Raw genomic sequence first — 24,588 nt, 5'->3', positions numbered from 1 at the left:
TCCCCGAAGGATGTCCTCTTTTGTTTCTTAATGTTGATGAGAGTCTTTTGCTGGCCCAGCAGGCATAACAGCAGGGATAATACATATTAGAATAGCCGCAGCGACTCCTAAAATTGTTCCCTGCTTAGCATCGTATGAAACTCCGATCATGGAAGAAACAACATATACAGTCATATGCACTAATAAGAATGTCCAAAAAATTGTCCAAGCATAACGCATCGAATTTCACCTCATTCCACTACATTCATTTTTATCTTACCATAATTAATATACAGTTAAAACGTGTTTTTAATAATAACCTTTAAATAATTCATACATTAAAATCATAAGAGAACTTTTCAGGCACAGTCTTGTGGTACCAAACGTCAAAAGGGAAATCATAGGGACTCAATATAAAATAAAATCATCCTGGTTTGGTTAATTTGGGATAATAAGTTAGGTGTTGCCACTTACCCTTTCTATTTTTCGTCATAAATTAATATAGTAGTAGTAATATTCCTTAAAGGAGTTTGACCGATGGAACAACGAACTTTTCAAATTGATGACCAATGGAATATCATCTATTATCCAGAGCGGCCCAGTGGTTTTTCCGTAATGGTAATTGGAGACCGTAGTCATTTTGTCGAAAAAGACAGCAGTTTTTGGTTGCAGCATCCTGGCAGGTTGCAGATATTGGAATACTTAAAGGAATACGGATACACGCTATTTTCATCCAATTTTCACGGAGCCAACTGGGGAAGCCCCAAAGCACTGAACCTTTCCCTTAACCTATATATTCTCTTCATGAAAAAAGAAATAGTCAATCAAAGGGTTCATATATTGGCAGAGGGGGCAGGAGCGCTCCTTGCCTTAAAGCTAATGAATGAACTTGGAAATAAAATACGTTCTGTCGTATTGATTGATCCGGTTTTTTCCTTGAAAGCACAACTGGTGAAGGAAAAGGAAAATAAGTTCTTCTATAAAAAGTGGCTGTCCGAGGTCGCTGCTGCATATGAGCTCGATCCTCCAGAATGTGAACAGCATATTATGGACACTGAAGATCCAGTGATCGCTGAGAAAATCCCCATGAAAGTGATTCAGGTTTTTGGAAGCTTGCGGAAAGAACAAGCCTCCCTTTATCGGCAAATCCAACTGGCTAGAAAAGCTGACTTGCAGCTGACGTATTTATTGCCAGAAAAACGTTATAAAATCCCCTATCAAATACAAAAGTTTTTCAATGAGAATGAAGAGTCTTTATGAGAATGGATATATTTTTACAATAGTTTGCATACGATACAGCATCTAAAAAAACTAGACGTGCCGGATGAAGTGGGCTGGATGGCATACGAGGGGGCTGTATTTATGCAAACATACATTGTTATTGGCGCTTATCAATTTGTGGGATTCTATGTGGTTCAATATTTTTTGAACCAAGGGGAAGAAGTAATCGGAATTGACTGGACTGATTCCGAAGCAAGTAAATATATTATGGAAGAAAAGGAACTTGAAATAGGTAGAAGTTCAAATTATATTTACTTTCCGATAAATAAACTTAAATTCTTGGATATTACACAGCAGGACACTGTGTTCATATCCTGTTACGATATTCAAAGCGGAAAGATGGGTAAAATCGATTTTCTTATAGGCGAAATCGTTTTCTTCATTGAAAAATGCAAAAAAAATGGCTCGAAAGAAACACCAAATTTTGTTGTTTTCATGCCAATTGAAGAAGAAATCAGTATTTTTCAATCCATATTAAGCTCGATTCGTGGAATAGATTCAGCAAAAATCATATTTTTACCCACGATTTATGGACCTTGGCAATCGGAAGGCATGAGCTTTGAAGCGGGAATCAATCAACTTGGTCCGTCTGATATCAAGCCGGCGATTGCTAACGAATATACAGGAGATGCTCTCTTCATCACTGACTTTGTGAATTCTTTGGAAGAAGTGCTTACTTCCTCCTCCGATAGGGATATCCAATTGTGCAGCAGTATAGATGATCATTGGAATAAATGTGCCAAGTTAGTATTTGGTGAAAGTATGGATTCATTCATTTCCCGATCAATAACTAAAATCAATAAAGGATCAATATTTGAGGTGCCTAGCAAAATAGATCCAGAAGAAGGCATTGCTTTACAAAGAAAACATAATAAACGATTAAACTTACTTAAAAAGTGGAGAAAGCGTGATTAAAGAGGGAGTGGAGGATTAATGCCGATAATCAAATTTGAAGGCGAAGCGAGATACTATTAACAAAAGACAATCGAATCACAATGATCGAGAACTTTCGTTATTTAAGAAGGTTAATACTGTATATTTGCCTCTAACTTATATGTTTTGTACTATAATGTTCAAGGATCGAAATTAATATCAAATGATATTCATTATTTTATATTATGCCCTTTACGAAAGGGACATCTGGAATTATGATAATATTGATATTCAAATGATAGGGGGAAACGCAAAATGAGTTCAGATAAAACTCTTGAATTTATGGGGATTGCCATGAAGTACTTCCCTGAGGCAAAAGCGAAGCTTGAAGCAAACGGGATTCCATTCTCAATGGAGATGGCGGAGCCATTCATGGAGCTCTTTAAAAGCGTAATGCAAGAAGCTTATGAGCTTGGCAAACAAGATGCTCAGCGTTAATTAAACGTAGGCTGTCCGGGTAAAAGGACAGCCTGCATTTGTTTATTCTTTTTTCAAGAACTTGGCGCTCAATGGGTTCAGATTAATTTTATCAATGGCCGGTTTGTATTGACCGTATAAGCCCATCAATGTTTCAACGCTATCCATTAATTGCATGTAATCAACATTCGATTCCTCTTGTTGGGGTTCACTTTTCCTGCCAAACATCAAATTCGAAAAATGATCATCTTGGTTTCTCCGGTTGTTGTGATTGAAGATGTCCCAATAATTCCTCCTTTTCTTCTTTTATTTATAATGTATGTCCCTAAAATCCCTTGGCATAGGCATTTATCCGACTTCAGTAACGGATTCTTTTAGCCTTTCAAACTGTTATCTCTTGCAAGGATGTGTTTTTTTATATAAAATTAGTACCAGGTAATAATAGATGCTTATAATAACTCATTAAAATATAAGGGGATGGCAAAATGAATGCTGGAATACTAGGGCTTGGCCGCTACTTACCCGATAAAATCGTTACAAATGCGGATTTAGAGAAAATGATGGATACCTCCGACGAGTGGATCCGGACTAGGACAGGTATAGAGGAAAGAAGAATTGCCAATGATGACATTGAAACATCAGATATGGCTTATGAAGCCGCAAAAGCTGCATTGGCAAATGCAAAAATTTCGGCTGAAGAGATAGATTTAATTCTTGTAGCTACTGTTACACCGGATCAGCCGTTTCCTTCTGTCTCTTGTATGATTCAAGAGAAATTGGGAGCGAAAAGGGCAGCTGCAATGGATGTAAGTGCTGCATGCGCTGGTTTTATGTATGCAATGATCACTGCACAGCAATTTATTAAGACAGGTGCATATAAGCATGTGCTGATTGTCGGTGTTGAAAAACTTTCGAAGGTAACCAATTGGGAAGACCGCAATACTGCTGTACTATTTGGTGACGGAGCGGGTGCAGCTGTGGTTGGACCTGTTTCGGAAGGCAAAGGGATCCTTTCCTTTGAATTAGGCGCAGATGGAACTGGTGGGAAGCACTTATTACAGGATGGAGATTTCATTCATATGAATGGGCGCGAAGTATTTAAATTTGCGGTCCGTCAGATGGGGGAATCCAGCCTGAGTGTGTTGGATAAAGCTGGATTGACAAAAGAAGATGTGGATCTGCTTGTACCGCATCAAGCAAACATACGCATTATGGAATCCTCAAGGGAACGCTTGGGTCTTCCGATTGAAAAAATGACAAAAACGGTTCATAAATATGGAAATACTTCTTCAGCGTCCATTCCAATGGCCCTTGTGGAAGAATTGGAAGCAGGAAGAATCAAGGACAACGACCTAATTATCATGGTCGGTTTTGGTGGTGGCCTTACATGGGGAGCGATCGCTCTTAGATGGGGTAAATAAAAAAAGAAGAAGCAAAACATAAAAGCTTTAAAAAAAGGAAGGAGCCATTTCTAATGACTAATCGCCGTGTAGTTGTAACAGGTATTGGAGCAATATCACCAGTTGGTAATGATGCAGAAACTGGATGGAAGAATATAATCGAGGGGAATTCAGGAATAGGTCCTTTAACGCGTTTGAATGCTGAAGAATTCCCTGTTAAAGTTGCTGCTGAAATCAAGGGGTTTGATATAGAAACATATATTAATCGTAAAGAAGCGCGGAAGATGGACCGTTTTACCCATTATGCAATTGCTGCATCCGTTATGGCATATAATGATAGTAAGCTGGAAATATCAGATGAAAATGCAGCACGTGTCGGAGTCTGGATCGGTTCGGGTATCGGCGGGCTGGAGACACTTGAGACACAGCATGAAAACTTTTTAAACAGAGGGTATAAGCGGGTTAGCCCATTTTTCGTACCAATGATGATTCCGGACATGGCTGCCGGCCAGGTATCTATCTTACTGGGTGCTAAAGGAATCAATTCATGTACGGTAACAGCCTGCGCAACAGGAACAAATTCAATTGGTGACGCGTTTAAAGCCATTCAACGGGGCGACGCCGATGTGATGATCACAGGCGGAGCAGAAGCGCCAATCACAAAAATGTCGGTTGCAGGTTTCTGTGCAAATACGGCTTTATCGACCAATCCTGATCCACAAACTGCTAGCCGTCCTTTTGATCTGAATCGTGATGGATTCGTAATCGGGGAAGGTGCAGGGATTATCGTTCTGGAAGATCTGGAACATGCATTGAATAGAGGGGCCAAGATTTATGCTGAAATAGCTGGTTATGGATCTACTGGAGATGCCTTCCATATTACGGCTCCGGCACCTGGTGGAGAAGGCGGGGCAAGAGCGATGAAAATTGCAATTGAGGATGCAGGTTTGAATCCGGAAGACATCCAATATGTGAATGCCCACGGAACGAGTACGCCATACAATGACAAATATGAAACAATGGCAGTCAAAGAAGTCTTTGGCGACCATGCTAATAAACTTGCCTTAAGTTCAACTAAGTCCATGACAGGCCATATGTTGGGGGCAGCGGGTGGAGTCGAAGCGATATTCACGATTCAGGCAATCAGGGACAGCATAATGCCTCCAACGATCAATATTGAAACACCAGACCCTGAGTGTGATTTGGACTATATTCCGAATAAAGCAAGGAAGTGCGAAATTAATGCCGCCATCAGCAATTCACTTGGATTCGGTGGACATAACGCTACTATTCTTTTCAAGAAATATCAATAAATTAAATTGAGGTAGAGCAGATCTCTTGGGATCTGCTCTTTTTGTGTTAGGGGTTATGCAAGGGATATAAATGTGTCAACCGCCTTTTTTTAATCATACGATAGTCAAAAGAAGCGGGGGTGTATGGAAATGGGAGTTATTTTAACTGATGAGTGGATGAAAAAGGATTTCAACCGCCCAATCCAAATGATGGAAAGACTTAAAGGTACATTCAACAATACCCTTGATGCGGACATGATTTATCATCATTTATTAAAGCATGGCATGTATTCGCCGAATCAAAAAACAAAACTCACCTGGGAAGGCTTAAAAGAAAATAATGCATGGGAAAAAACTCAAAACTTGTTTACAGCCTATAAGAAGCTTTGGGGAGGGCCTGATGTTCCCATATATATTTTTCCGCTCATGTCTTCAGGGATATGGAATAAAAAAGTTGAAACGAAGTCGGGATTGGCATTTAAAGATAAACTATTCCTTTTTTACGACAAGGGTATAGCTGAAGAGGAAATGGAGGCCATATTGATTCACGAATATCATCATGTCTGCCGATTACATCATTTGAAAAAGGATCAAAAAGAATTCACTCTTCTTGATACGATGATCATGGAAGGACTGGCGGAAAGAACGGTGGGTAAATATTTAGGAGCAAAATATTTAGCGAAATGGACTAAATTATATCAGGAAGATAAACTACGAGAATTATGGATTAAGCATTTACAAGAAAGGCACACAATAAAACGTACAGATCCTCTTCATGATGTCCTGCTGCTTGGAATGAAAGGATACCCACATATGCTTGGATACTGTAGTGGTTATTACCTAGTGAGAAATTTTGAAAAACTCTCTGTGAAAAAATCATTCATTATTCAATCTGAAGAATTCTTACCGAAAAAGAACTAATATATACGTTCTTTTTTTTCTTAATCTGTTTTCTGGAATAGGAATAAATTGTATGGTTCCTGCCTATACTGATTGACAAACAGAAATTTGTTTAAGTGAGGGATGAATGATGTTATATCTTCATGATGTATGGGTTAACTGGTTTGAAGGAGAAGAAAACGGCTATAATATTTGTCATTTTCATGAATGGAGGAAGGATGATGGGATCGAGCTACTAGATCAAGTTCCTTTGTTGAAAGTGTCATCAACATTGTTCCACTACATAGAAAACGACTTGTCAGAATTACCTAAGCCATTGCTGAATGATGTGTATCAAAAAGCATATGCAAGGAAAAATCATGAACGAATTCAGCTTGACTATTGTTTTATCGTGACTGACGGAAATGGAATTTTAGCTGTTGATACGATAGGTTATCATATTCCGATTAGGAAAAGCAGAATAATTCCCCGGCAGGAACAAATTGTTTATGACATGATAGAAAACCATGATGAGATGGATTACACCTTTACTGAAAAACCTACATCTGAGAAAGAATATCATATTTTATCGCCGTCTCCCTTATTCATGAATGGGTTGACAAGAAAAGAAAGACAGCTTAAGCAATTACTATTCATGGCCATGGACCAATTATTCACGGCGAAAAACACTGCTGAAATCCGCTATTGGTATACAGAATGGGCTCCTGAAAAATATGAAAGCATTCAAGAAATGGATTTTCAGATAGCGTGGCTTGAGTTGTATGAAGAAATGAAGGAAGGCTGGTCAGAGAAGCACCTTCAACTTTGTGAAAACTTGGTGAAGGGACAGCCTTTTTTTGAAAAGCTTTGGCAAGTGGAGGCTGGCGATAGCCCATCGATATTATGAACAAAAAAGACGATCCGATGAGGATCGTCTTTTTTTATCTCTTTCTGCCAAGTCCCATGCCATTATACATTTTTCTAATCATCTTATTGGCTTCAATGTTCGCTTTTTCTGCTCCGCGGTCAAGAATCTCATCTAATTCTGGTGAATCGATCAATTCATGATAGCGTTCCTGGATTGGCAGAATTTCTCCAAGAACCACTTCAGCCAAATCACCTTTAAAGTCACCATAACCTTTACCTTCATACATCTCTTCAATTTCTGAATAGGTTTTCCCACTGAAGATGGAGTATATGGACATCAGGTTGGAAACACCGGCTTTGTTTTCCTTATCGTAACGGACAATGCCTTCGGAATCGGTAACTGCGCTCTTGATGTTTTTTTCGATTTGCTTCGGATCATCCAATAAGGCAATCGTTGCCTTTTTGTTAGGATCCGATTTGCTCATTTTCTTGGTTGGTTCTTGTAGGGACATGATACGAGCCCCTTCTTTAGGGAGGCTGATTTCCGGAATTTTAAAAATATCATTGTGCTTTCTATTGAACCGTTCAGCCAAATCGCGTGTCAATTCAAGATGCTGTCTTTGATCTTCACCAACAGGAACTACATCCGTACTATAAAGGAGAATGTCGGCAGCCATCAGCGGCGGGTAAGTAAGCAGTGCTGCGGAAACCCCCTCTTTGCCAGCTGATTTGTCTTTAAATTGTGTCATTCGCTCAAGTTCACCAATATAGGAAATACTCTGTAAAATCCAGCCTGCCTGAGCATGCGCAGGTACCTCTGATTGAATGAAGATTGTATTCTTTTCTGGATCAAGGCCAATGGCCAAATATAAAGCGGCCAATGATTTAATGTTTTTCCTTAACTTAAGGCGATCTTGTGGAACTGTAATTGCATGCTGGTCAACAATACAAAAGTAACATTCATATTCATTTTGTAAGTTAACGAATTGTTTCATGGCTCCGATGTAATTTCCTAAAGTAACGGAACCGGATGGCTGTATGCCGGAGAAAATCCTTTTCAACTGCTAGTCACTCCTCTAAATGCGTTTGTGGATAAATGGATATTCGCTTTTCATTATTGTAAGGATAAATAGAAAATGAATCCACTTTCTTTGAAATAAATGTGCGCCAATGAAAGGGGAACGCCCATTTAAATCTCGTGGAAGGCCGTTTTGTCCTGTATCGATGCCATTCTGAGAATACGAATTGTCCACTATAACTGTATTTTAGCATTTATTCATATTAAATGTATAATCGAAACGGCAATCACGTCAAAGGAACGGATTTTCCGTCTTTTTTTTATCGATCAATGAAAGCATCAAGGTAAATAAAACCGTTTTATATATTTCACCTTGAGCAGGCGATTTTAGGGAAGGATACATACAAGGGAATACGTGCTGGGAACGTTTTCGCATCCAAGTGGTTTTATTTATGGCAGATTTTTTTAATTATTTATAATATATAGGAGTAAAGTTAAATGGTTGTGGTATTAAAGAAAGGGGTCTATTTTTATTTATTGAATATTGATGACTGATGGCGAATGAGGTGGAGGAAATGAAACAAATGAAACAAATGAGTAAATGGTTGATGACAGGGATGTGCATATTCCTGATTCAACAGCCAGTTCATGCACAGGACATGAACGAAACTAGGCAGGTAGCGTTAGAAAATAAAGAACTGCCTGTGAATGCACCGCGTTTTGTTTTTGATTCGGGGTTGAAATTCGCATATCCGGATGCTGTGCGTGGAATATATGTGACCGGGCCTGCAGCGGGTGGCAATAAAATGAATGAACTTATTAAATATGTAGATGAAACCGATTTGAATGCGATGGTCATTGATATTAAGGATGACTTTGGGAATGTTACGTATAAGACCGAAGATCCCGATTCTCCATATGCCGGGATTGGTAAAGACTACATAAAGAATCCTAAGGCAATGCTGAAAAAATTTGAGGATAAGCAGATTTATCCGATTGCAAGGGTAGTTGTCTTTAAAGACTCCCTTCTGGCTAAAGAGAGGCCTGAATTGTCATTTTTAGATGGCGAAGAGGTATGGAAGAATGGTCGAGGGGAAGCCTTCGTTAACCCGTTCTTAAAAGAGGTATGGGATTATAATGTCGGTATTGCCATTGAAGCGGCAAAAATGGGTTTTAAAGAAATTCAATTTGACTATGTCCGTTTTCCCGAAGGATTCGAAAATAAAGAAAATGATTTGGAATATGATATTGGTGAATATGATGAAGCGAAAGTGAGTCATACAGCAAAAAGGGTTCAGGCAGTGACGGACTTCGTAAGTTATGCGAAGAAACAATTGGAGCCATATGGTGTGGAAGTATCGGTGGATATTTTTGGATATGCGGCTACGTTGCCTGAAGCTCCCGGAATTGGGCAGAACTTCACTAAAATCTCTGAGAACGTGGATGTAATTTCCTCAATGATCTATCCAAGTCACTGGACATCTTATTTTGGTATCGATAAGCCTGATTTAGAGCCTTATAATCTCGTTAAGGAATATGCGAAATTGGAAAATGGGAAGCTGAAGGAATTAAAAACCCCGCCAACTTCAAGACCTTGGCTTCAGGATTTTACTGCTTCGTATTTAGGAGAGGGGAATTACCAAAGGTATGGAAAGGAAGAAGTTGAAGCCCAAATAAAAGCGTTAAATGATAATGGTATTGATGAATATTTATTATGGAATGCAGCAACTCGATATACAAAGGGAGTGGATTATACCCCATGAAAAAATGGATGACCTAAGGGATATCCTTCCGGTCATCCATTTTCTTTCTAAAATTACCGCTTTTTATTCCCACCAACTTGATTCCACCCTGACTGAATTCGTTTCGATTGATCGAAAATATGAGAGTGACGTTTCCCTCCAAACCATTTTTCGCCGATGCCATTCGTCACAATGCCATTCACGGCAGTGATGCCAATAACGCAAGCTGCGACTAAAACAAAGTCCATAAAGTAACTGATCATCCAATCCCCCCAATATTTTCAAGCTATTTAAGTTCCATTGTAGTGGATAAGAGAAAATCTGGAAAGAATAAATTAGCAAAAGAGGAGATTAAATCATGAATTGGTATGAAAAACTAAACCAGTATTTCCCCATTGAAGAAATGAAGTCTAAAGAACATATTGAAGTGTTATTAGAAGATAAGCAGGAAATATATATAAAGGATGAAGGTCCCGACCATGTTTTATTGTATGTGGAAGGGGAGGAGTTTATATTCGTTGATTACCTATTTGTATCAAAGAAATCAAGGGGGCAGGGATTAGGAAGGAAATTGATCCAGAAATTGCAAAAAAAACAGAAAACGATCTTGCTGGAAGTCGAACCAGTACAAGAAAATGATGATGATACATTTAAAAGGCTGAGATTTTATAAAAGGGAAGGATTCAAGCATGCTTCTTCGATTTCCTACTGCAGAAAATCTCTTGCCACCAATGAGAATACTCCAATGGAAATCTTATATTGGCCTTCAAATCCATCTGTTGAAGAAGAAGACGTTTTTGATTTCATGAAAGAGATTTATTCTGAAATCCATACCTACAAAGATGACAACCTATATGGAAAGTCTTATCAGGATGTAGAGGATGTACTGAGCTTGAAAGCTGGTCAGGAAACGGATATTTTTAAAGAGATGGAAGTCTGAGAAAGAGGGCCGTTTGGAAAGCGGCCCTTTATTTTGTCGATCGGAAGTGTCTTACCCCGAACCGTGATTTTAAAACAAGACTTGGTTAACCTTCATGTATTTTTGCTTTTTATATGGATGAAACCCTCATTAAATTGAAGAAATTTGTGACACTTCATGTCGAATAACTGGCTAGCCGAGACCCCGCAGACGCTTGCTTTGATGAGGTTTGGCAGGCAGTCGGCGGAAAGGGATCGGATTTCTGAATTCAACTGGAACTTTTTTTTAAAAATAAACAGTGGAACTGGCTTTTTTCAAATATGTCTACCGTCTGAAAGTGCCGGTTGTTCACATGCACTTTTATTGTGCATCTTCTGAAGGAAAATGAATATCTATAACTTCTGGATAGTAGATTGTTCCCTTCTTGCCGCTTTCCTTTTATATTCCCTTTTTTACTTTTGGTATTATATGTGCTAAAAGAATGGTTTTTTTTGTAAAAGGAGGAATTTGCTTTTTATTAAAGAAAATATATTAACATGAACTTGTTTATTGACAAGGATAGGGGGTAAATAAAAGTAACGAGCAAATTGAAAAATCATGAGGGCTGAATTGAGAGTTAAATGAGAATGGTAGGTAGCTATTTTCAATTAGAAAAAGTGGTTTTAATGTATTACATAAAAAAACGAAATAGCTATAGTACAGGCTAAACAAGAAGTTTAAAAGGATTTTTTCAAATATCAAAAAGGGTATTCATTTTAAATAAATTAGTGTATAATAAAGAATATGAGATACTTATTTAAAATTATTTCAAATTAGAGTGGTACTTATGAATACTAATAGTAGATTTCCCCTCATAGATCACCGATTCTATATTTAGGGAGTGTGAGTAAACATGGTAACATTATATACATCACCTAGTTGTACTTCATGCAGAAAAGCAAAAGCATGGTTAGAGGAACATGAGATTGGCTATAAAGAAAGAAACATTTTTTCTGAACCGTTGTCAATTGATGAGATTAAAGAAATTCTTCGAATGACAGAAGATGGAACCGATGAAATTATTTCAACACGGTCTAAAACTTTCCAAAAGTTAAACGTAAATTTAGAGAGCCTGCCTCTTCAAGAATTATATAAATTGATCAAGGAAAATCCGGGATTGTTGAGACGTCCAATTATCCTTGACGAGAAACGGCTTCAAGTAGGTTATAACGAAGATGAGATAAGACGCTTTTTACCACGTAAAGTCCGTACCTTCCAGTTACGGGAAGCGCAACGTATGGTCAACTAATAATGTCTTTCAAGCTCTGCCAAGAATTGTGCAGGGCTTTTTCTTTATAGAAAACCGATTTTTCGTCTCAATTTTAGATCCATAGGCGACAGGGATGTTTGGCATCTCAAGCAAGTCCCTATAGCCGGTCATCATTTAAAGATAAAATAAGAATGCAATTCACCATCCCATGTATATAATAAGGCATAAACGGCGGTAAGATTAAAATTAAAGCATGCATTGTGATAGTTGCATACGGATGAATTATTATATAGAATGAATGGAATATTAGGCAAACAATTGTTTTTTAGATAAGTAATGTTTTTTATTTCCCTTCTTCAAGGTTTTGTCATAAAATGATGTAAAATAGTATGTTTTAATGACTATCATGATTTACAGTATTCACTTACGGGTAAAGAGCTTTTAAGAGCAATTTTCGCTTGGGGGTTATTATCCCTTCAAAATGAGAAAGGAAGGGAGAGGGGAATCATGGAAATCGAACGCATTAATGACGATACAGTTAAATTTTATATTTCCTATATAGATATTGAGGAAAGAGGCTTCGATCGCGAAGAGATTTGGTACAGTCGTGAGAGAAGTGAGGAGCTTTTTTGGGAAATGATGGATGAAGTGCATCAAGAAGAAGAATTCATGATTGAAGGACCTTTATGGATTCAAGTTCAAGCCCTTGAAAAAGGCTTGGAGGTTTTGGTCACAAAAGCCCAGCTTGCCAAAGATGGTCAGAAACTCGAGCTGCCTCTTTCAGATGATAAGTTTAAGGAATTGAATGTATCAGATAAGATGGATACGCTTCTTGATCAACATTTTCATGGTAAGGATGAAGAAAGCGGTATAACATTCGAAGATGGTATGATTGAATTCATCACGACATTCGAGGATTTTGAAGATGTCATTTCATTAAGCAAGCGTCATGGCTTGGATGACTGGACGACAAAACTTTATGTTTATCAAAATAAATATTATCTTTATATTGAGTTTTCCGAGGCGGAAATTGACGAGGAAGAAATCGATAATGTGTTAAGTCTTTTATTGGAATATAGTCAGGAGTCACCAATAACGGTGCACATGCTTGAAGAGTACGGGAAAATAGTCATCGAAAATGATGTATTCACAACGGTCGATAAATATTTCGCATAGACTGTTGAGGCCGATTTCAGTAGAAATCGGCCTTTTCGTCCAAGTATAAATGTTTTTTTACCTTAGGCAGGGAGATTTTTAAATGTGCCCGTGTTTGTTAATTGGAGGTAGTCTAGGTGAAGAATATAGTTGGCATAAGTCTGCTAATTCTCTTGTTGGTCGGGCCTTGGTATTTTCTGATAAATGAAGTCGATGGTCGGCTGATTTTTTATTCTAGCCTTATAATGACCCTGTTCTTGGTGATAATTGGATGCATCATTTTCCTGGAAAATCGGGATCCCATCCAGACCATAACATGGCTTCTTATGTTTGGCGCTTTCCCATTCATCGGTTTCATTTTTTACTTTTTGTTTGGCCGTAATTTTCGGAAAGAGAGGATATTTCGCAAGAAGTACTTTTTGGATAAGCAAAGTTTCGTGAAAATAAGAGAAGTAGAATATAAAGATCGAATTAAGGAAATGGGAGAAAACTCACAGCAGTTATTCACGCTTGCAAATAGGCTAGGGAATAGTCCTATTTCATTTACGACCGAAACCCGGATTTTAAGGAATGGTAAGGAGACTTTTTCCAATATCATTGAAGAATTAAAAAAAGCCAGACATCATATTCATTTAGAATATTATATAGTTAGGGATGACCGCATTGGCGGTGTGCTAAAGGATGTCTTGATAAAAAAAGTAAAAGAAGGGGTAGCGGTTCGTTTTCTCTATGATGCGGTTGGTTCTTGGAAGTTAGCTCGCTCCTATATCGATGAACTGAAGAATGCTGGAGTCGAAATGGTCGCCTTTGGTCCGTTGCAGCTCCCTTTATTAAATAATAAATTCAACTATCGCAACCACCGTAAAATAATTGTGATAGATGGCTCAGTCGGTTTCATGGGTGGACTCAATATTGGGGATGAATATTTGGGACATGATCCGAAATTCGGTTCTTGGCGTGATACGCATCTTCTCGTAAAGGGGGAAGCGGTCACGACTCTACAGCTCATATTTCTGCAGGATTGGTATTATAGCACCAATAATAGCTTTTTAACGGATGAATACCTCCTGACCGGCATGCCGATCCATGATGGGCATGGCGGAGTTCAATTGATTGGCGGAGGGCCGGATAGTGAGTGGACGATCATTAAGAGCATTTTTTTTAAGATGATTACTTCAGCAGAAAAGTCGGTCTGGATTGCATCTCCCTATTTCGTTCCTGACGACGATATCCTTCAAGCTTTGAAGGTAGCTGCATTAAGTGGTTTAGATGTCAGGCTGCTCGTCCCAAAGAACCCCGATAAACGAATTGTATTTCATGCTTCGAGAACCTATTTTCCCGAATTGCTTACTTCGGGAGTTCGTATATTCCAATATAATGAAGGCTTCATGCATAGTAAAATCATCATCGTTGATGACCAAATGGCCTCAATTGGGACAACCAATATGGATATGAGAAGCTTTCACTTGAATTTCGAAGTCAATGCCTTTCTATACCGGACGGAAAGTACACAACAGCTGGTAAATGATTTTTTGGAAGATATAAAGGTATCCCAAGAAGTGGAAATCAATGCGTTTTCTAAACGGAATATAGGATTGAAAGTGTTGGAATCCACTTGCCGATTGCTTTCCCCCCTTCTTTAGATATTAACTTTCCTTTATGCCGATCAGGCATTTTTTTTTGAAAATTAAAAGGAATCCATTGCTATGCAAGCGAATGTAGTGGGTAAGGAGGAGATGTATGTTAACTGCGGTAAAAAGAGATGGAACTTGGATTACCCTTCCTGAAAAGATACCGGCAAACTTGCTTGCTGAATGGAGAAAGTCAACAGATTATTATTGTCCGTGCTGCAAGATGGAAATGTACATTAAAGCAGGAAACATCAGGGTCCCGCATTTCGCCCATAAAAATAATTCTTCATGCCGTGCTTCTTCAGAACCGGAATCCGCCTATCATTTAATGGGAAAAAGAAAATTGTTTCAGTGGTTTTTATCACACGGTTATCAAGTGGATCTAGAAGCCTACCTGCCCGAAATCAAGAAAAGGGCTGATATCTTAGCTACGGTAGGAGGTAATCGCTATGCAATAGAATTTCAATGCTCAGTTATCCCGGAGATTGAATTCATTGAACGGACAAGAGCCTATCAAAGCATAGGCATCACGCCAATTTGGATCCTCGCTGCAAATCGCCTAAAAAGGAAAAGCATGTATGAATTCAGTTTATCCGGATTCCAATGGCTCTTCGTCACCGGCAGTTGCCACCATCCGTTTCTTTGGATGTATTGTCCGGAAACTAATCATTTATCAGTATTGAAGAACCTCACTCCTTTTACCCCTAGAACCGTCTTTGCCGAATTGACGACTGCTTCTTTAACGCTCCTGCCTCCTAATAGGGCAATGCCCCAAAACTGCTTCCGTTTCCCTTTTCTGCCTGCGTGGAGATACAAACGAAAAGACTGGACCCTCCATCGTGTGAAAACTGCACGGAGAAGTGACCCTTTTTTCGAAGGGCTCTATTTACATCATATTACACCTGGGGCAATTCCCATTGAAGTGGGTGTTCCAGTCAGAGGGATGCTGTTGATCGAAACTTCCCCGATTGAATGGCAGGCATGGTTTTACATGGATGTGTTTCAAAAGAAAAAACCTGGGGAAAAGATTTCTAGGGATGATATTATCCACTTTTTTAAGAAGCGTTCAAAAAAGGGGGAAATAAAGTTCAGACCGTTACCATTGCTACATGAAAAACCGGTGGAATATCCTTTAGATCAATATATCAAGCTATTAGAGAAAATGGGTTACATTTCAAAGTCGGAAGAGGGGGTCTTTAAAGTTGAAAAGGCATTTTCCATTCCCGTCACCAGTGATCACGGTCAAATGATGGAAAAAATTTTCTATGATAAGCATAAATTGATGATGGAAAAGCGGAATATCCAGTATAATCGGGGATAACATCTCTATTTATCTTGAATTCAGATGAATTGGCAGGATTATTTTTGTTAATGGAGAAATAGTAATAGGAACGAGGATTTAAAATCTTTAAGGAAGCATGAAGCTGTATGAAGCATTGCAGCGTCCAATCAGGTTTGGCGATTGGACGCTGAATGCGAGTTTTCTATAGAATGGAGAGGAATTTTAATGGCACAGGAAACAAAAGTGAATGCATTACCCTCAAGAAGTGAAATAGCTGCGGAAGATACTTGGAGACTGGAAGATATCTTCGCCACCGAAGAAGATTGGGAAGTTGCTTTCAAGGCAGTAAAAGAAGATCTTAAGAAAGCGGAGGGACATAAAGGGACTTTGGGCGAAAGCGCAGAAAAGTTATTTTCGGCCCTTCAACTCCAGGATGAATTATTTGAGAAGCTAGGGAAAGTTTATTCTTATTCACATATGCGCAATGATCAAGATACAACCAATCCTTTTTATCAAGGGATGGAAGATCGGGCAAAAGCTTTATACGCCCAGGCAGCGGCTGCGTTTTCATATATGGTTCCTGAGCTATTGAGTATTGATGAAAGCAAAGTGGAAGGGTTTTTGGAAGAAAAGGAAGAATTGAAATTATATAAACATTCATTAGAGGAAATTAATCTTCAGAGACCCCATATCCTATCTGCCGAGCAGGAAGAATTATTGGCACAAGCTTCAGAAGTACTCGATGCCTCAGGCAATACGTTCGGTATGCTTAACAATGCAGATTTGAAATTCCCGACCATCAAGGATGAAGAGGGAAATGAAGTGGAAATAACTCATGGAAGGTATATCAGTTTTCTTGAGAGTGAAGATCGCCGTGTACGTGAGGAGGCATTTAAAGGGGTATACAGCAAGTATGGTGAGTTCCGTAATACATTTGCTTCAACCCTGTCAGGTGAGGTGAAAAACCATAATTTCAATGCCACAGTCCGAAAATATGAATCAGCACGCCAAGCAGCTTTAAGTAGCAATAACATTCCGGAGACAGTATACGATAATCTCGTTAAAACAGTCAATGATAGCTTGCCGTTACTGCACCGTTATCTTGATTTACGTAAAAAAGTACTAGGATTAGAAGAACTTCATATGTATGATCTATTCACCCCGCTTGTTAAAGAAGTGAAGATGGAAGTGACATATGAGGAGGCCAAAGATTATGTCCTAAAGGGGCTTGCTCCGCTTGGGGAGGACTATTTGAATGTTTTGAAAGAGGGATTTGAAAACCGTTGGGTCGATGTACATGAAAACAAAGGGAAACGAAGCGGTGCCTATTCTTCTGGTACATACGGGACGAATCCATATATTTTAATGAACTGGCAAAATAACGTCAATAATTTATTCACGCTCGTTCATGAGTTTGGGCATTCGGTCCATAGCTACTATACGCGTAAATATCAGCCTTATCCATACGGGAATTATTCTATATTCGTAGCGGAAGTTGCATCGACGTGTAATGAAAACCTGTTGAATGATTACTTACTGAATACAATCGAGGATGAAAAGAAACGTATCTATTTATTGAATCATTATTTAGAAGGTTTCCGTGCAACATTGTTCCGCCAAACGATGTTTGCAGAGTTTGAACATACCATACATTTAAAAGCTCAAAATGGGGAAGCGTTGACAGCCGAAATGCTAACTAAGGAATATTATGAGCTGAACAAGAAATACTTTGGTGAGAATGTGACCATTGATGAAGAAATAGGTTTGGAATGGGCACGTATTCCACACTTCTACTATAATTACTATGTTTATCAATATGCGACCGGAATCAGTGCAGCAACAGCATTAAGCAAGCAAATCCTTGAAGAAGGAGAGCCTGCTGTCAAAAGGTATCTGGAGTTCCTGAAATCAGGAAGTTCTGATTATCCGATTGAAGTACTAAAAAAGGCAGGGGTCGATATGACAAAAGCCGAGCCTGTACAAGAAGCCATGAATGTATTCGAAGAAAAATTAAATGAGTTGGAAGAGCTGTTGAATAAATAGGATGCGAAAGGGACCCGAGCGGCGCAGTTCAAGCGGCTTCGGTCCCTTTTTCTCTTATTTGGATATCCGTTATAATCCTTTAAAGCGATTTCTTTGATTTAAGCTGTGAAGAATAATGAAGAAAACAAAAAATAAAATTGGGGAGGTGAAATATAGGGGAATAAGGTGCATGATACCGAGTAGCTGGACGAATAGCGACCCTATCAAGAGTATGAGTAGAATAAAGCCTTTCAATTTGGTCACCTCCAACCTGGCTGCAGGAAACGATCTTCTGCTCCTTTTTAGATTTTATGTTTAAGAATAAGCAGTATTCTAAGAATATGACAATAATGTGAAAATGCGCACAAAGTTCTTGCAATTAAAGTGGATATTCTGATATAGTACAGATATAGAAGTTATCACATCCCAAACATATACCCCTTTGTTTGTTCGTCGTGAAATTTCTCCCATCCCCTTTTTCGTATAAATAGATGAAAACCCCAACAAATTTCGCGATTTGCTGGGGTTTTTTCATGTTGTTGAATAGTGGAATAAGGCCGGTTGGGAAAAAAGTGAAGAAATGGTAGATATAAAAAGAAAGGATCTCCATTGGATTGTGAAATTTTTCACAATTTGATGATATCCCTACATTTCAGAAATCAATCTGAAAGAAGATAGGAATAAATCTTTAAATCAAAAATAGACTCTTTTTTTACAATTCATCTAAGGGATGATCAAAAAATAGAAAAATATATATTATGAACAATTTGTGAAAAGTTATACATATAGTTGAAACATAAATGGATTATCTGTTATATTATTTATTGTGAAGTAAATCACAAACAAACTTATACCCCTTTGTTTGGATCGTGAAAAAATTTCTCCCATCCCCTTATTTCTATAAAAAAACCATGCAATCATTTGATTTGCATGGTTTTTCCCTTTTTATAGCAAAGAAGCAGTCAAAATCATGACTGCTTCTTTGTATATCTCCAAAACGTCCCGTATTTTGCTGGAATTTTCTCAGCCAACTGTTTTAAAACAAGTTTCTTCATTTCCAACTCGACGTTATTCTTATTCATATTATAAACCGTTTCGATTTCCTTGGTTGCCACCAGTTTGAAACAGCTTAAAAACTCTTCGATAGAGGGTGGTTTTGCAGGGGCGGGAAGACCATTAAGCATATCTTCTAAAATTTGAACATATACCTCGTAAGAATAGACACCTGAAACTTTTATTCCCTCTTCTTCAATATTTTGATTGAAAAAGACAAGGGAAGGTATTTCAGTCACTTCCATTTCGCTGGTTATTTTCAAGTCACACTGAAAACCTTTGGCTGCACTGGAAGAATTGATGTCATCAAGGAATTCCTCCACATCCAGTTCAACCTTTTTGGCACACTCGGTCAAGACCTCGATATTGGATATATCCTTTTTCCCAATGAATACATATTCTTGAAGCTGCCTTAAAAAGCGAATGGCCAATTTACGGCCCTGCAATTCCGCTGCTTTTATTGCGATGGAAGCTGTATATGGAGAAGAGATTGGGTTTTCAGACCAAAGGCTACCGTCACAGGACATTCCCGAGCGGCTGGCTGTCTTTTCCCAAACATGAGCAAGGTTTTCATAATTTTTATTTTTCCCCATATTAAGAGAATCGATTTTACCGCTTAAAACATGGCGTAAACTGAATAATTGGCCATATTCTATCTGTAATTTTCTAATAATCGGTTCTAAGCCCCAGCATTCGGGACAAAGCGGATCAACAAAAACATAAATTTCAATTGGCTTTTTTCCTATATCATAACAATGCTGTGTCTTGATCCAATCGGAAATATTGAAAACTGGTTTTTGTGCGCTCAACTGCCTTCTCCTTTCCCGTCAGTACCGGATGTATTGATCATATGCTGTGCCGTCAAAAAAAGGCGATGATAGAAAAACTCCCTTATTTCACCCTCAAGGCCCACTTCGTCCATAGCTTGATACATGCATGAGAGCCATGCCTTCGCACGTTCTGGCGTAATTTCAAAAGGTATATGTCGAGCCCGCAACATAGGATGGCCATGTTCTTCAGTATATAAAGTGGGACCACCTAAATATTGAGTCATAAATTGTTTTTGCTTACGGACCGTTTCTGTTAAATCGTCAGGGAAAATCGGCATCAGATCCGGGTGTTGACTAACGTTGGAGTAAAACACATCAATTAACCTGTGTAATTGCCCTTCTCCAATTAATTCATATGGTGTAGGGTTCCCTTGCATCATGTTGATTACTCCTTTTAAAGAAAGATGGTTGATATTTATACATATTTTATCAATGACGTACTAATATAACAAATATATAGCTTGAAGAAAATTTTACATCTGTAGTATGACACAGGGGAATGAACGGAAAAGACCGCTTTTTGGGGGCTTTAACTTTTGTGCGGTTTGGGGTTAAGAAATATATGTGCACATATGAAAAAAACTGACCCATTAAAATATTAGGGTCAGCTTTCATTAGCTTGAAAATGTGCCATATACTTTTTGGACATAATTTTGAGTTTCTTTGAAGGGTGGAATTCCATTATATTTATCTACGTTTCCTGGTCCGGCATTATAAGCAGCAAGGGCAACCTTGATGTCCCCGTCATAACGGGCCATCATTTGACTTAAATATTTACTACCGCCCATGATGTTTTGTTCAGGGTCGGTTGCATCATTAACTCCCAGGCTCCTTGCAGTTGCGGGCATTAACTGCATAAGGCCAGTTGCACCAGCATAACTGGTTGCTTCAGGGTTAAAGTTCGATTCTTGTTTAATGACCGACTTAATCAGTTTTTCCGGGAGATTATACAAGCTGGCCGCCTGGCTGATGATTTGATCGTAATTTGTGGCGGCTTCGCTGGTCTCATCGTTAGTATGGGAAGCGGCTATCTGGTTATTGGATGTCAGCCTGCTGGATTGAAGAAAGGACTTCGTTTCCGCTTCCACATTGGATAATAAGGAACCTAATTTCTGCGAAGTGCCTTTAAGAGCATCACTCGAAACCAGTTCCGTCAGCATGTCCTGGAAAACGGATCGAGATGAATCAGTTTTTGTGATGTTTCGATTTGTGAATTGCTGGATTGCCTGCAATTCCATTAAAGTCTTGAAATCTTGGATTATCAAATTTTCCACCTCCGAATATGGTTCAAACAGATTATTCCTGGAATTTGGCGCGATAAAACCTCTTAACTTTATTTTCGGTTTCTCTTTCCGGAATTTGAAGGGTTTCAAGGAGAGTCAGGAAATTTTCTTTACCGGCTTTTGCATCCGTCACTTCATATTCAAGCTCGAAATCTTCCTGATTCAAATACGAACTATGATCTAAAACAAGTAAACCCTCTTTGTAAGGGAATTCATAACGGTCGGTCTTTAGTGTCCCAAAACAGGTAAGGTCCTTTGGATTAATTCCGCATTCAATGATAAGCTGTTGGATCTCCCCTTCTGGGAAAGTGTTTTGATTCAGAAACGCATAAGCGGTTTCTTTAGAGATATCTTGATTTGTTTCTAATAATCCTTCTGTAGCAGGCTGTTTTAAAGTCAGCTCGTACCGGCCATTTTTCTCCCGGATCCTAAGCGCAGAGTCCAGACTTTTCAAATGGAATTCGAATGTATCGAAGTAATGATTTTTCTGTGATTTAAAGTTCTGGGCCCCGATATGAAAATAATCGATCAATTGACGAAATTCGTTTTCGTTCAAAAGGTTTTTAAACTCAATTTCAATATGCTGGCTCATGTGTTCCTTCCTTTCTGACTGATATCTTAGGTTAATCATATAAGAACCATTCCAGCTGTCAAATTGAATGCAATAATTTTTTGCTATTGTACTTGAATATTTAGGAATCAATTGCAGGATATGATAAAATAAAAACGGTGAACACGGGAAGTGGATTACCGTATATAGAGAAATTAATACATACTTTTGTTTTAGAGAAAGATTCAAGGGATCCAGTGGTGAATTGGCAGTATGTCATGGACTGCTGGATATAGGAGAGCGTTCTGCCCATACCAGAGTTGAACAGACGCTTTTTAGATAGATATAGGTGGTGTGGCAATGGAGAGTTGGGACGATTTCTTGGCGCCTTATACACAGGCTGTCGAAGAATTAAAGGTTAAGCTAAAGGGATTAAGGAAACAGTTTGAGAGAGAGAATATTCACTCACCGATCGAATTTGTAACAGGCAGGGTAAAGCCGATTGTCAGCATTTTGGATAAGGCGAGTCAGAAAGATATTGCCATTGATAAATTGGGAACCGAAATTCAGGATATTGCAGGACTTCGCATGATGTGCCAGTTCGTGGATGATATCGAACAGGTAGTTGAACTTTTACGAGGTCGCAATGACTTTGAAATAGTCGAGGAGAGGAATTATATTTCCCATAAAAAAGCAAGCGGCTACCGTTCTTATCATGTTGTCATCCGCTACCCGGTCCAGACGATCCATGGCGAAAAAAATATACTTGCCGAAATTCAAATCAGGACACTTGCAATGAATTTTTGGGCTACGATTGAACATTCTTTAAATTATAAATATAAAGGCATTTTTCCGGAAGATATTCAACTGCGGCTAAAACGCGCAGCTGAAGCGGCCTTCCTGCTTGATGCAGAGATGTCGCAAATCCGTACGGAAATCCAGGAAGCACAGCGTCTTTTTTCCAGGAAGAAAGATTCTTAAACGCATAAATGGGTAAGCAAGAAGAAATCTAAATTGTAAGGTGGGATTACATGAAATTTGCGATTACGTCAAAAGGAGATGCGAAATCAAATACTTTAATGCAAAGGATGCGAACGTATCTTCAGGACTTTCATTTGGAATATGACGAAGATCAGCCGGATATTGTCATTTCTGTCGGTGGTGATGGCACATTATTATATGCTTTTCACCGTTATAGGAATAGATTGGATAAAACCGCCTTTGTTGGTGTACATACAGGACATCTTGGTTTTTATGCAGATTGGACCCCTGATGAAATTGAAAAATTAGTGATAGCTTTAGCAAAAACCCCATTTCAAGTAGTGGAGTATCCACTGCTCGAAACAATCGTCCGTTATCAGCATGGAGGACGCGAAACCAGATTTTTGGCTTTGAATGAATCGACAGTCAAAAGTGTTGAAGGGACGCTTGTCATGGATGTTGAAATACGCGGCCAGCATTTTGAGACGTTCCGCGGAGATGGTTTATGCATAGCGACGCCATCTGGAAGTACGGCTTATAATAAGGCACTTGGTGGAGCCATCGTCCATCCATCAATCGATGCCATTCAGATTACCGAATTGGCATCCATTAATAACCGGGTGTTTAGGACGGTCGGATCGCCTCTGCTGCTGCCGGCACATCATACATGTATGTTCCGGCCGGTCAATGCTGTCAATTTTCAAATTACGATCGATCATTTGACCCTGCTTCAAGAAGACGTCAAGTCGATACAGTGCCGAGTTGCAGATGAAAAGATCCGATTTGCTAGATTCCGCCCTTTTCCTTTCTGGAAAAGAGTGCATGATTCATTTATTGCTAACTAAGGAGATAGACTCACCTCATGTCAAATCAAAATTTTTCTTTGACCTGGTCGGTTTTTGAAGAGGATTCTGGCTCTTTATTGCGAGAGTTTCTCAGCAAATGCGATATTTCAAAACGAGCATTAACGGATATTAAGTTTAAAGGTGGATATATCCAGTTGAACGGCGAAGAAGTGAACGTAAGGGAACGGATTGAAACCGGCGACATCGTCACCGTCATATTTCCGCCGGAGCAGGCAAGTGAAGGCCTTTTGCCTGAACCCATCCCCCTGAATGTCAGGTATGAAGATGAATTTGTATTGGTGGTGGCCAAGCCTCCTTCCATGAATACCATTCCTTCCCGGGAGCATCCCAACGGCAGTCTGGCCAATGGCTTGGCGGGATATTATAAGAAGATGGGGTTACAGGCAACGATACATATTGTTACAAGGCTTGACCGCGACACATCGGGGTTGGTTTTAATTGCCAAGCATCGGCATATTCATCACCTTTTAAGTGAACAACAAAAATCAGGACAGGTTAAACGGAGATACCAAGCCATAGCCGAAGGACTCGTTGATGGACCTGATGGGGAGATAGTGGCGCCAATCGGCCGAAAATCGACCAGCATCATTGAACGGGAAGTCAGGTACGATGGCCGGTATGCCTGTACTCTATTTAAGGTATTAGCACACACTGGGTCCCACACATTCCTCAATTTGGAACTACAAACAGGGAGGACACATCAAATAAGGGTCCATATGGCCTATATCGGTCACCCCTTGGCTGGTGATGATTTATATGGAGGGAACAGGAGAGGTATTCCTCGGCAGGCCCTTCATTGTTTTGAATTGAAATTTTTACATCCTTTCACAAAGAAGATGATGTTGTTTCAAGAAGAGTTACCTGAAGATATGACCCGATTGCTCGAGGGAAGTATAGGCTGGGATTCCTGATTTTAAACCGGCCCGCATCAAACCGAAAACAAGATTATGCAAAAATTC

24 protein-coding genes are annotated in these 24,588 nt (G+C 39.1%); 17 read left to right on the top strand and 7 right to left on the bottom strand.

What is annotated here, in order from left to right:
- Positions 1–27: 27 nt before the first annotated feature.
- Positions 28–219, bottom strand: coding sequence for a YjzD family protein (locus tag ACQKKK_RS04600; protein WP_427614407.1), 192 nt, complete (start codon positions 217–219; stop codon positions 28–30).
- Positions 220–516: 297 nt separating this feature from the next.
- Here ACQKKK_RS04600 and ACQKKK_RS04595 point away from each other — a divergent pair, with 297 nt between their 5' ends.
- The 7 genes from ACQKKK_RS04595 to ACQKKK_RS04565 all read left to right on the top strand — a co-directional run bounded on the left by ACQKKK_RS04595 (position 517) and on the right by ACQKKK_RS04565 (position 7,088).
- Positions 517–1,239, top strand: coding sequence for a hydrolase (locus tag ACQKKK_RS04595; protein ID WP_427614405.1), 723 nt, complete (start codon positions 517–519; stop codon positions 1,237–1,239).
- A 102-nt stretch (positions 1,240–1,341) separates the two neighbouring features.
- Positions 1,342–2,175, top strand: coding sequence for a hypothetical protein (locus ACQKKK_RS04590; RefSeq protein WP_427614403.1), 834 nt, complete (start codon positions 1,342–1,344; stop codon positions 2,173–2,175).
- Between the two features lie 273 nt (positions 2,176–2,448).
- On the top strand, positions 2,449–2,631 hold the full coding sequence (locus tag ACQKKK_RS04585) for a ComZ family protein (protein WP_328132003.1): 183 nt from the start codon (positions 2,449–2,451) through the stop codon (positions 2,629–2,631).
- A 464-nt stretch (positions 2,632–3,095) separates the two neighbouring features.
- The gene (locus tag ACQKKK_RS04580; protein WP_427614401.1) at positions 3,096–4,031 is read left to right on the top strand and encodes a beta-ketoacyl-ACP synthase III; all 936 of its coding nucleotides are present in this window, start codon (positions 3,096–3,098) and stop codon (positions 4,029–4,031) included.
- Between the two features lie 53 nt (positions 4,032–4,084).
- The gene (fabF, locus tag ACQKKK_RS04575; RefSeq protein WP_427614399.1) at positions 4,085–5,323 is read left to right on the top strand and encodes a beta-ketoacyl-ACP synthase II; all 1,239 of its coding nucleotides are present in this window, start codon (positions 4,085–4,087) and stop codon (positions 5,321–5,323) included.
- A 129-nt stretch (positions 5,324–5,452) separates the two neighbouring features.
- Complete coding sequence (locus ACQKKK_RS04570) at positions 5,453–6,223, top strand: DUF2268 domain-containing protein (RefSeq protein WP_427614397.1); 771 nt, start codon at positions 5,453–5,455, stop codon at positions 6,221–6,223.
- Positions 6,224–6,332: 109 nt separating this feature from the next.
- Complete coding sequence (locus ACQKKK_RS04565) at positions 6,333–7,088, top strand: YjbA family protein (RefSeq protein ID WP_034314514.1); 756 nt, start codon at positions 6,333–6,335, stop codon at positions 7,086–7,088.
- A 34-nt stretch (positions 7,089–7,122) separates the two neighbouring features.
- Here the strand turns inward: ACQKKK_RS04565 and trpS are convergent, their stop codons facing one another.
- Positions 7,123–8,109 (bottom strand): tryptophan--tRNA ligase, encoded by a 987-nt coding sequence (gene trpS, locus ACQKKK_RS04560; RefSeq protein ID WP_427614395.1) that lies wholly within the window; start codon positions 8,107–8,109, stop codon positions 7,123–7,125.
- A 541-nt stretch (positions 8,110–8,650) separates the two neighbouring features.
- Here trpS and ACQKKK_RS04555 point away from each other — a divergent pair.
- Positions 8,651–9,829 carry a putative glycoside hydrolase gene (locus ACQKKK_RS04555; protein ID WP_427614796.1) on the top strand — a complete coding sequence of 393 codons (1,179 nt, stop codon included), beginning with the start codon at positions 8,651–8,653 and terminating at the stop codon, positions 9,827–9,829.
- A gap of 53 nt (positions 9,830–9,882) precedes the next feature.
- Here the strand turns inward: ACQKKK_RS04555 and ACQKKK_RS04550 are convergent, their stop codons facing one another.
- Positions 9,883–10,071, bottom strand: coding sequence for a hypothetical protein (locus ACQKKK_RS04550; RefSeq protein WP_427614393.1), 189 nt, complete (start codon positions 10,069–10,071; stop codon positions 9,883–9,885).
- 95 nt (positions 10,072–10,166) lie between these two features.
- Between ACQKKK_RS04550 and ACQKKK_RS04545 the strand changes: the two genes are divergently transcribed.
- The 6 genes from ACQKKK_RS04545 to pepF all read left to right on the top strand — a co-directional run bounded on the left by ACQKKK_RS04545 (position 10,167) and on the right by pepF (position 18,087).
- Positions 10,167–10,748 (top strand): GNAT family N-acetyltransferase, encoded by a 582-nt coding sequence (locus tag ACQKKK_RS04545; RefSeq protein WP_427614391.1) that lies wholly within the window; start codon positions 10,167–10,169, stop codon positions 10,746–10,748.
- An 871-nt stretch (positions 10,749–11,619) separates the two neighbouring features.
- A complete protein-coding gene (spxA, locus tag ACQKKK_RS04540; protein WP_061462100.1) occupies positions 11,620–12,015 on the top strand; it encodes a transcriptional regulator SpxA in 396 nt (131 codons plus the stop codon).
- Positions 12,016–12,483: 468 nt separating this feature from the next.
- The gene (gene mecA, locus ACQKKK_RS04535) at positions 12,484–13,152 is read left to right on the top strand and encodes an adaptor protein MecA (RefSeq protein ID WP_061462101.1); all 669 of its coding nucleotides are present in this window, start codon (positions 12,484–12,486) and stop codon (positions 13,150–13,152) included.
- Positions 13,153–13,268: 116 nt separating this feature from the next.
- Positions 13,269–14,774 (top strand): cardiolipin synthase, encoded by a 1,506-nt coding sequence (gene cls, locus ACQKKK_RS04530; protein WP_427614388.1) that lies wholly within the window; start codon positions 13,269–13,271, stop codon positions 14,772–14,774.
- Between the two features lie 97 nt (positions 14,775–14,871).
- Positions 14,872–16,083 carry a competence protein CoiA gene (locus ACQKKK_RS04525; protein WP_427614387.1) on the top strand — a complete coding sequence of 404 codons (1,212 nt, stop codon included), beginning with the start codon at positions 14,872–14,874 and terminating at the stop codon, positions 16,081–16,083.
- A 186-nt stretch (positions 16,084–16,269) separates the two neighbouring features.
- A complete protein-coding gene (gene pepF / locus ACQKKK_RS04520) occupies positions 16,270–18,087 on the top strand; it encodes an oligoendopeptidase F (protein ID WP_427614385.1) in 1,818 nt (605 codons plus the stop codon).
- A 947-nt stretch (positions 18,088–19,034) separates the two neighbouring features.
- Here the strand turns inward: pepF and ACQKKK_RS04515 are convergent.
- The 4 genes from ACQKKK_RS04515 to ACQKKK_RS04500 all read right to left on the bottom strand — a co-directional run bounded on the left by ACQKKK_RS04515 (position 19,035) and on the right by ACQKKK_RS04500 (position 21,824).
- A complete protein-coding gene (locus ACQKKK_RS04515) occupies positions 19,035–19,928 on the bottom strand; it encodes a ClpXP adapter SpxH family protein (RefSeq protein WP_427614384.1) in 894 nt (297 codons plus the stop codon).
- The gene (locus ACQKKK_RS04510) at positions 19,925–20,329 is read right to left on the bottom strand and encodes a globin (protein WP_427614382.1); all 405 of its coding nucleotides are present in this window, start codon (positions 20,327–20,329) and stop codon (positions 19,925–19,927) included. The genes ACQKKK_RS04515 and ACQKKK_RS04510 overlap by 4 nt, the downstream gene beginning before the upstream one ends.
- Positions 20,330–20,563: 234 nt before the next feature.
- A complete protein-coding gene (locus ACQKKK_RS04505; protein WP_427614381.1) occupies positions 20,564–21,223 on the bottom strand; it encodes a lytic transglycosylase domain-containing protein in 660 nt (219 codons plus the stop codon).
- A gap of 22 nt (positions 21,224–21,245) precedes the next feature.
- Positions 21,246–21,824 (bottom strand): CYTH domain-containing protein, encoded by a 579-nt coding sequence (locus ACQKKK_RS04500; RefSeq protein WP_427614380.1) that lies wholly within the window; start codon positions 21,822–21,824, stop codon positions 21,246–21,248.
- A 318-nt stretch (positions 21,825–22,142) separates the two neighbouring features.
- Here ACQKKK_RS04500 and ACQKKK_RS04495 point away from each other — a divergent pair, with 318 nt between their 5' ends.
- From ACQKKK_RS04495 to ACQKKK_RS04485, 3 genes are read left to right on the top strand one after another with little or no spacing between them, the layout of a single operon-like run.
- On the top strand, positions 22,143–22,763 hold the full coding sequence (locus ACQKKK_RS04495; RefSeq protein WP_061462108.1) for a GTP pyrophosphokinase: 621 nt from the start codon (positions 22,143–22,145) through the stop codon (positions 22,761–22,763).
- A 50-nt stretch (positions 22,764–22,813) separates the two neighbouring features.
- On the top strand, positions 22,814–23,608 hold the full coding sequence (locus ACQKKK_RS04490; protein ID WP_427614379.1) for an NAD kinase: 795 nt from the start codon (positions 22,814–22,816) through the stop codon (positions 23,606–23,608).
- A gap of 17 nt (positions 23,609–23,625) precedes the next feature.
- Positions 23,626–24,540, top strand: a complete 915-nt coding sequence (locus ACQKKK_RS04485; RefSeq protein ID WP_427614378.1) for an RluA family pseudouridine synthase — start codon at positions 23,626–23,628, stop codon at positions 24,538–24,540.
- The last annotated feature ends 48 nt before the right edge of the window (positions 24,541–24,588 follow it).

This window comes from Peribacillus sp. NPDC006672 (assembly GCF_050274955.1).
Lineage (GTDB): Bacteria > Bacillota > Bacilli > Bacillales > DSM-1321 > Peribacillus.
This window is presented reverse-complemented; position numbering and strand designations above follow the sequence as displayed.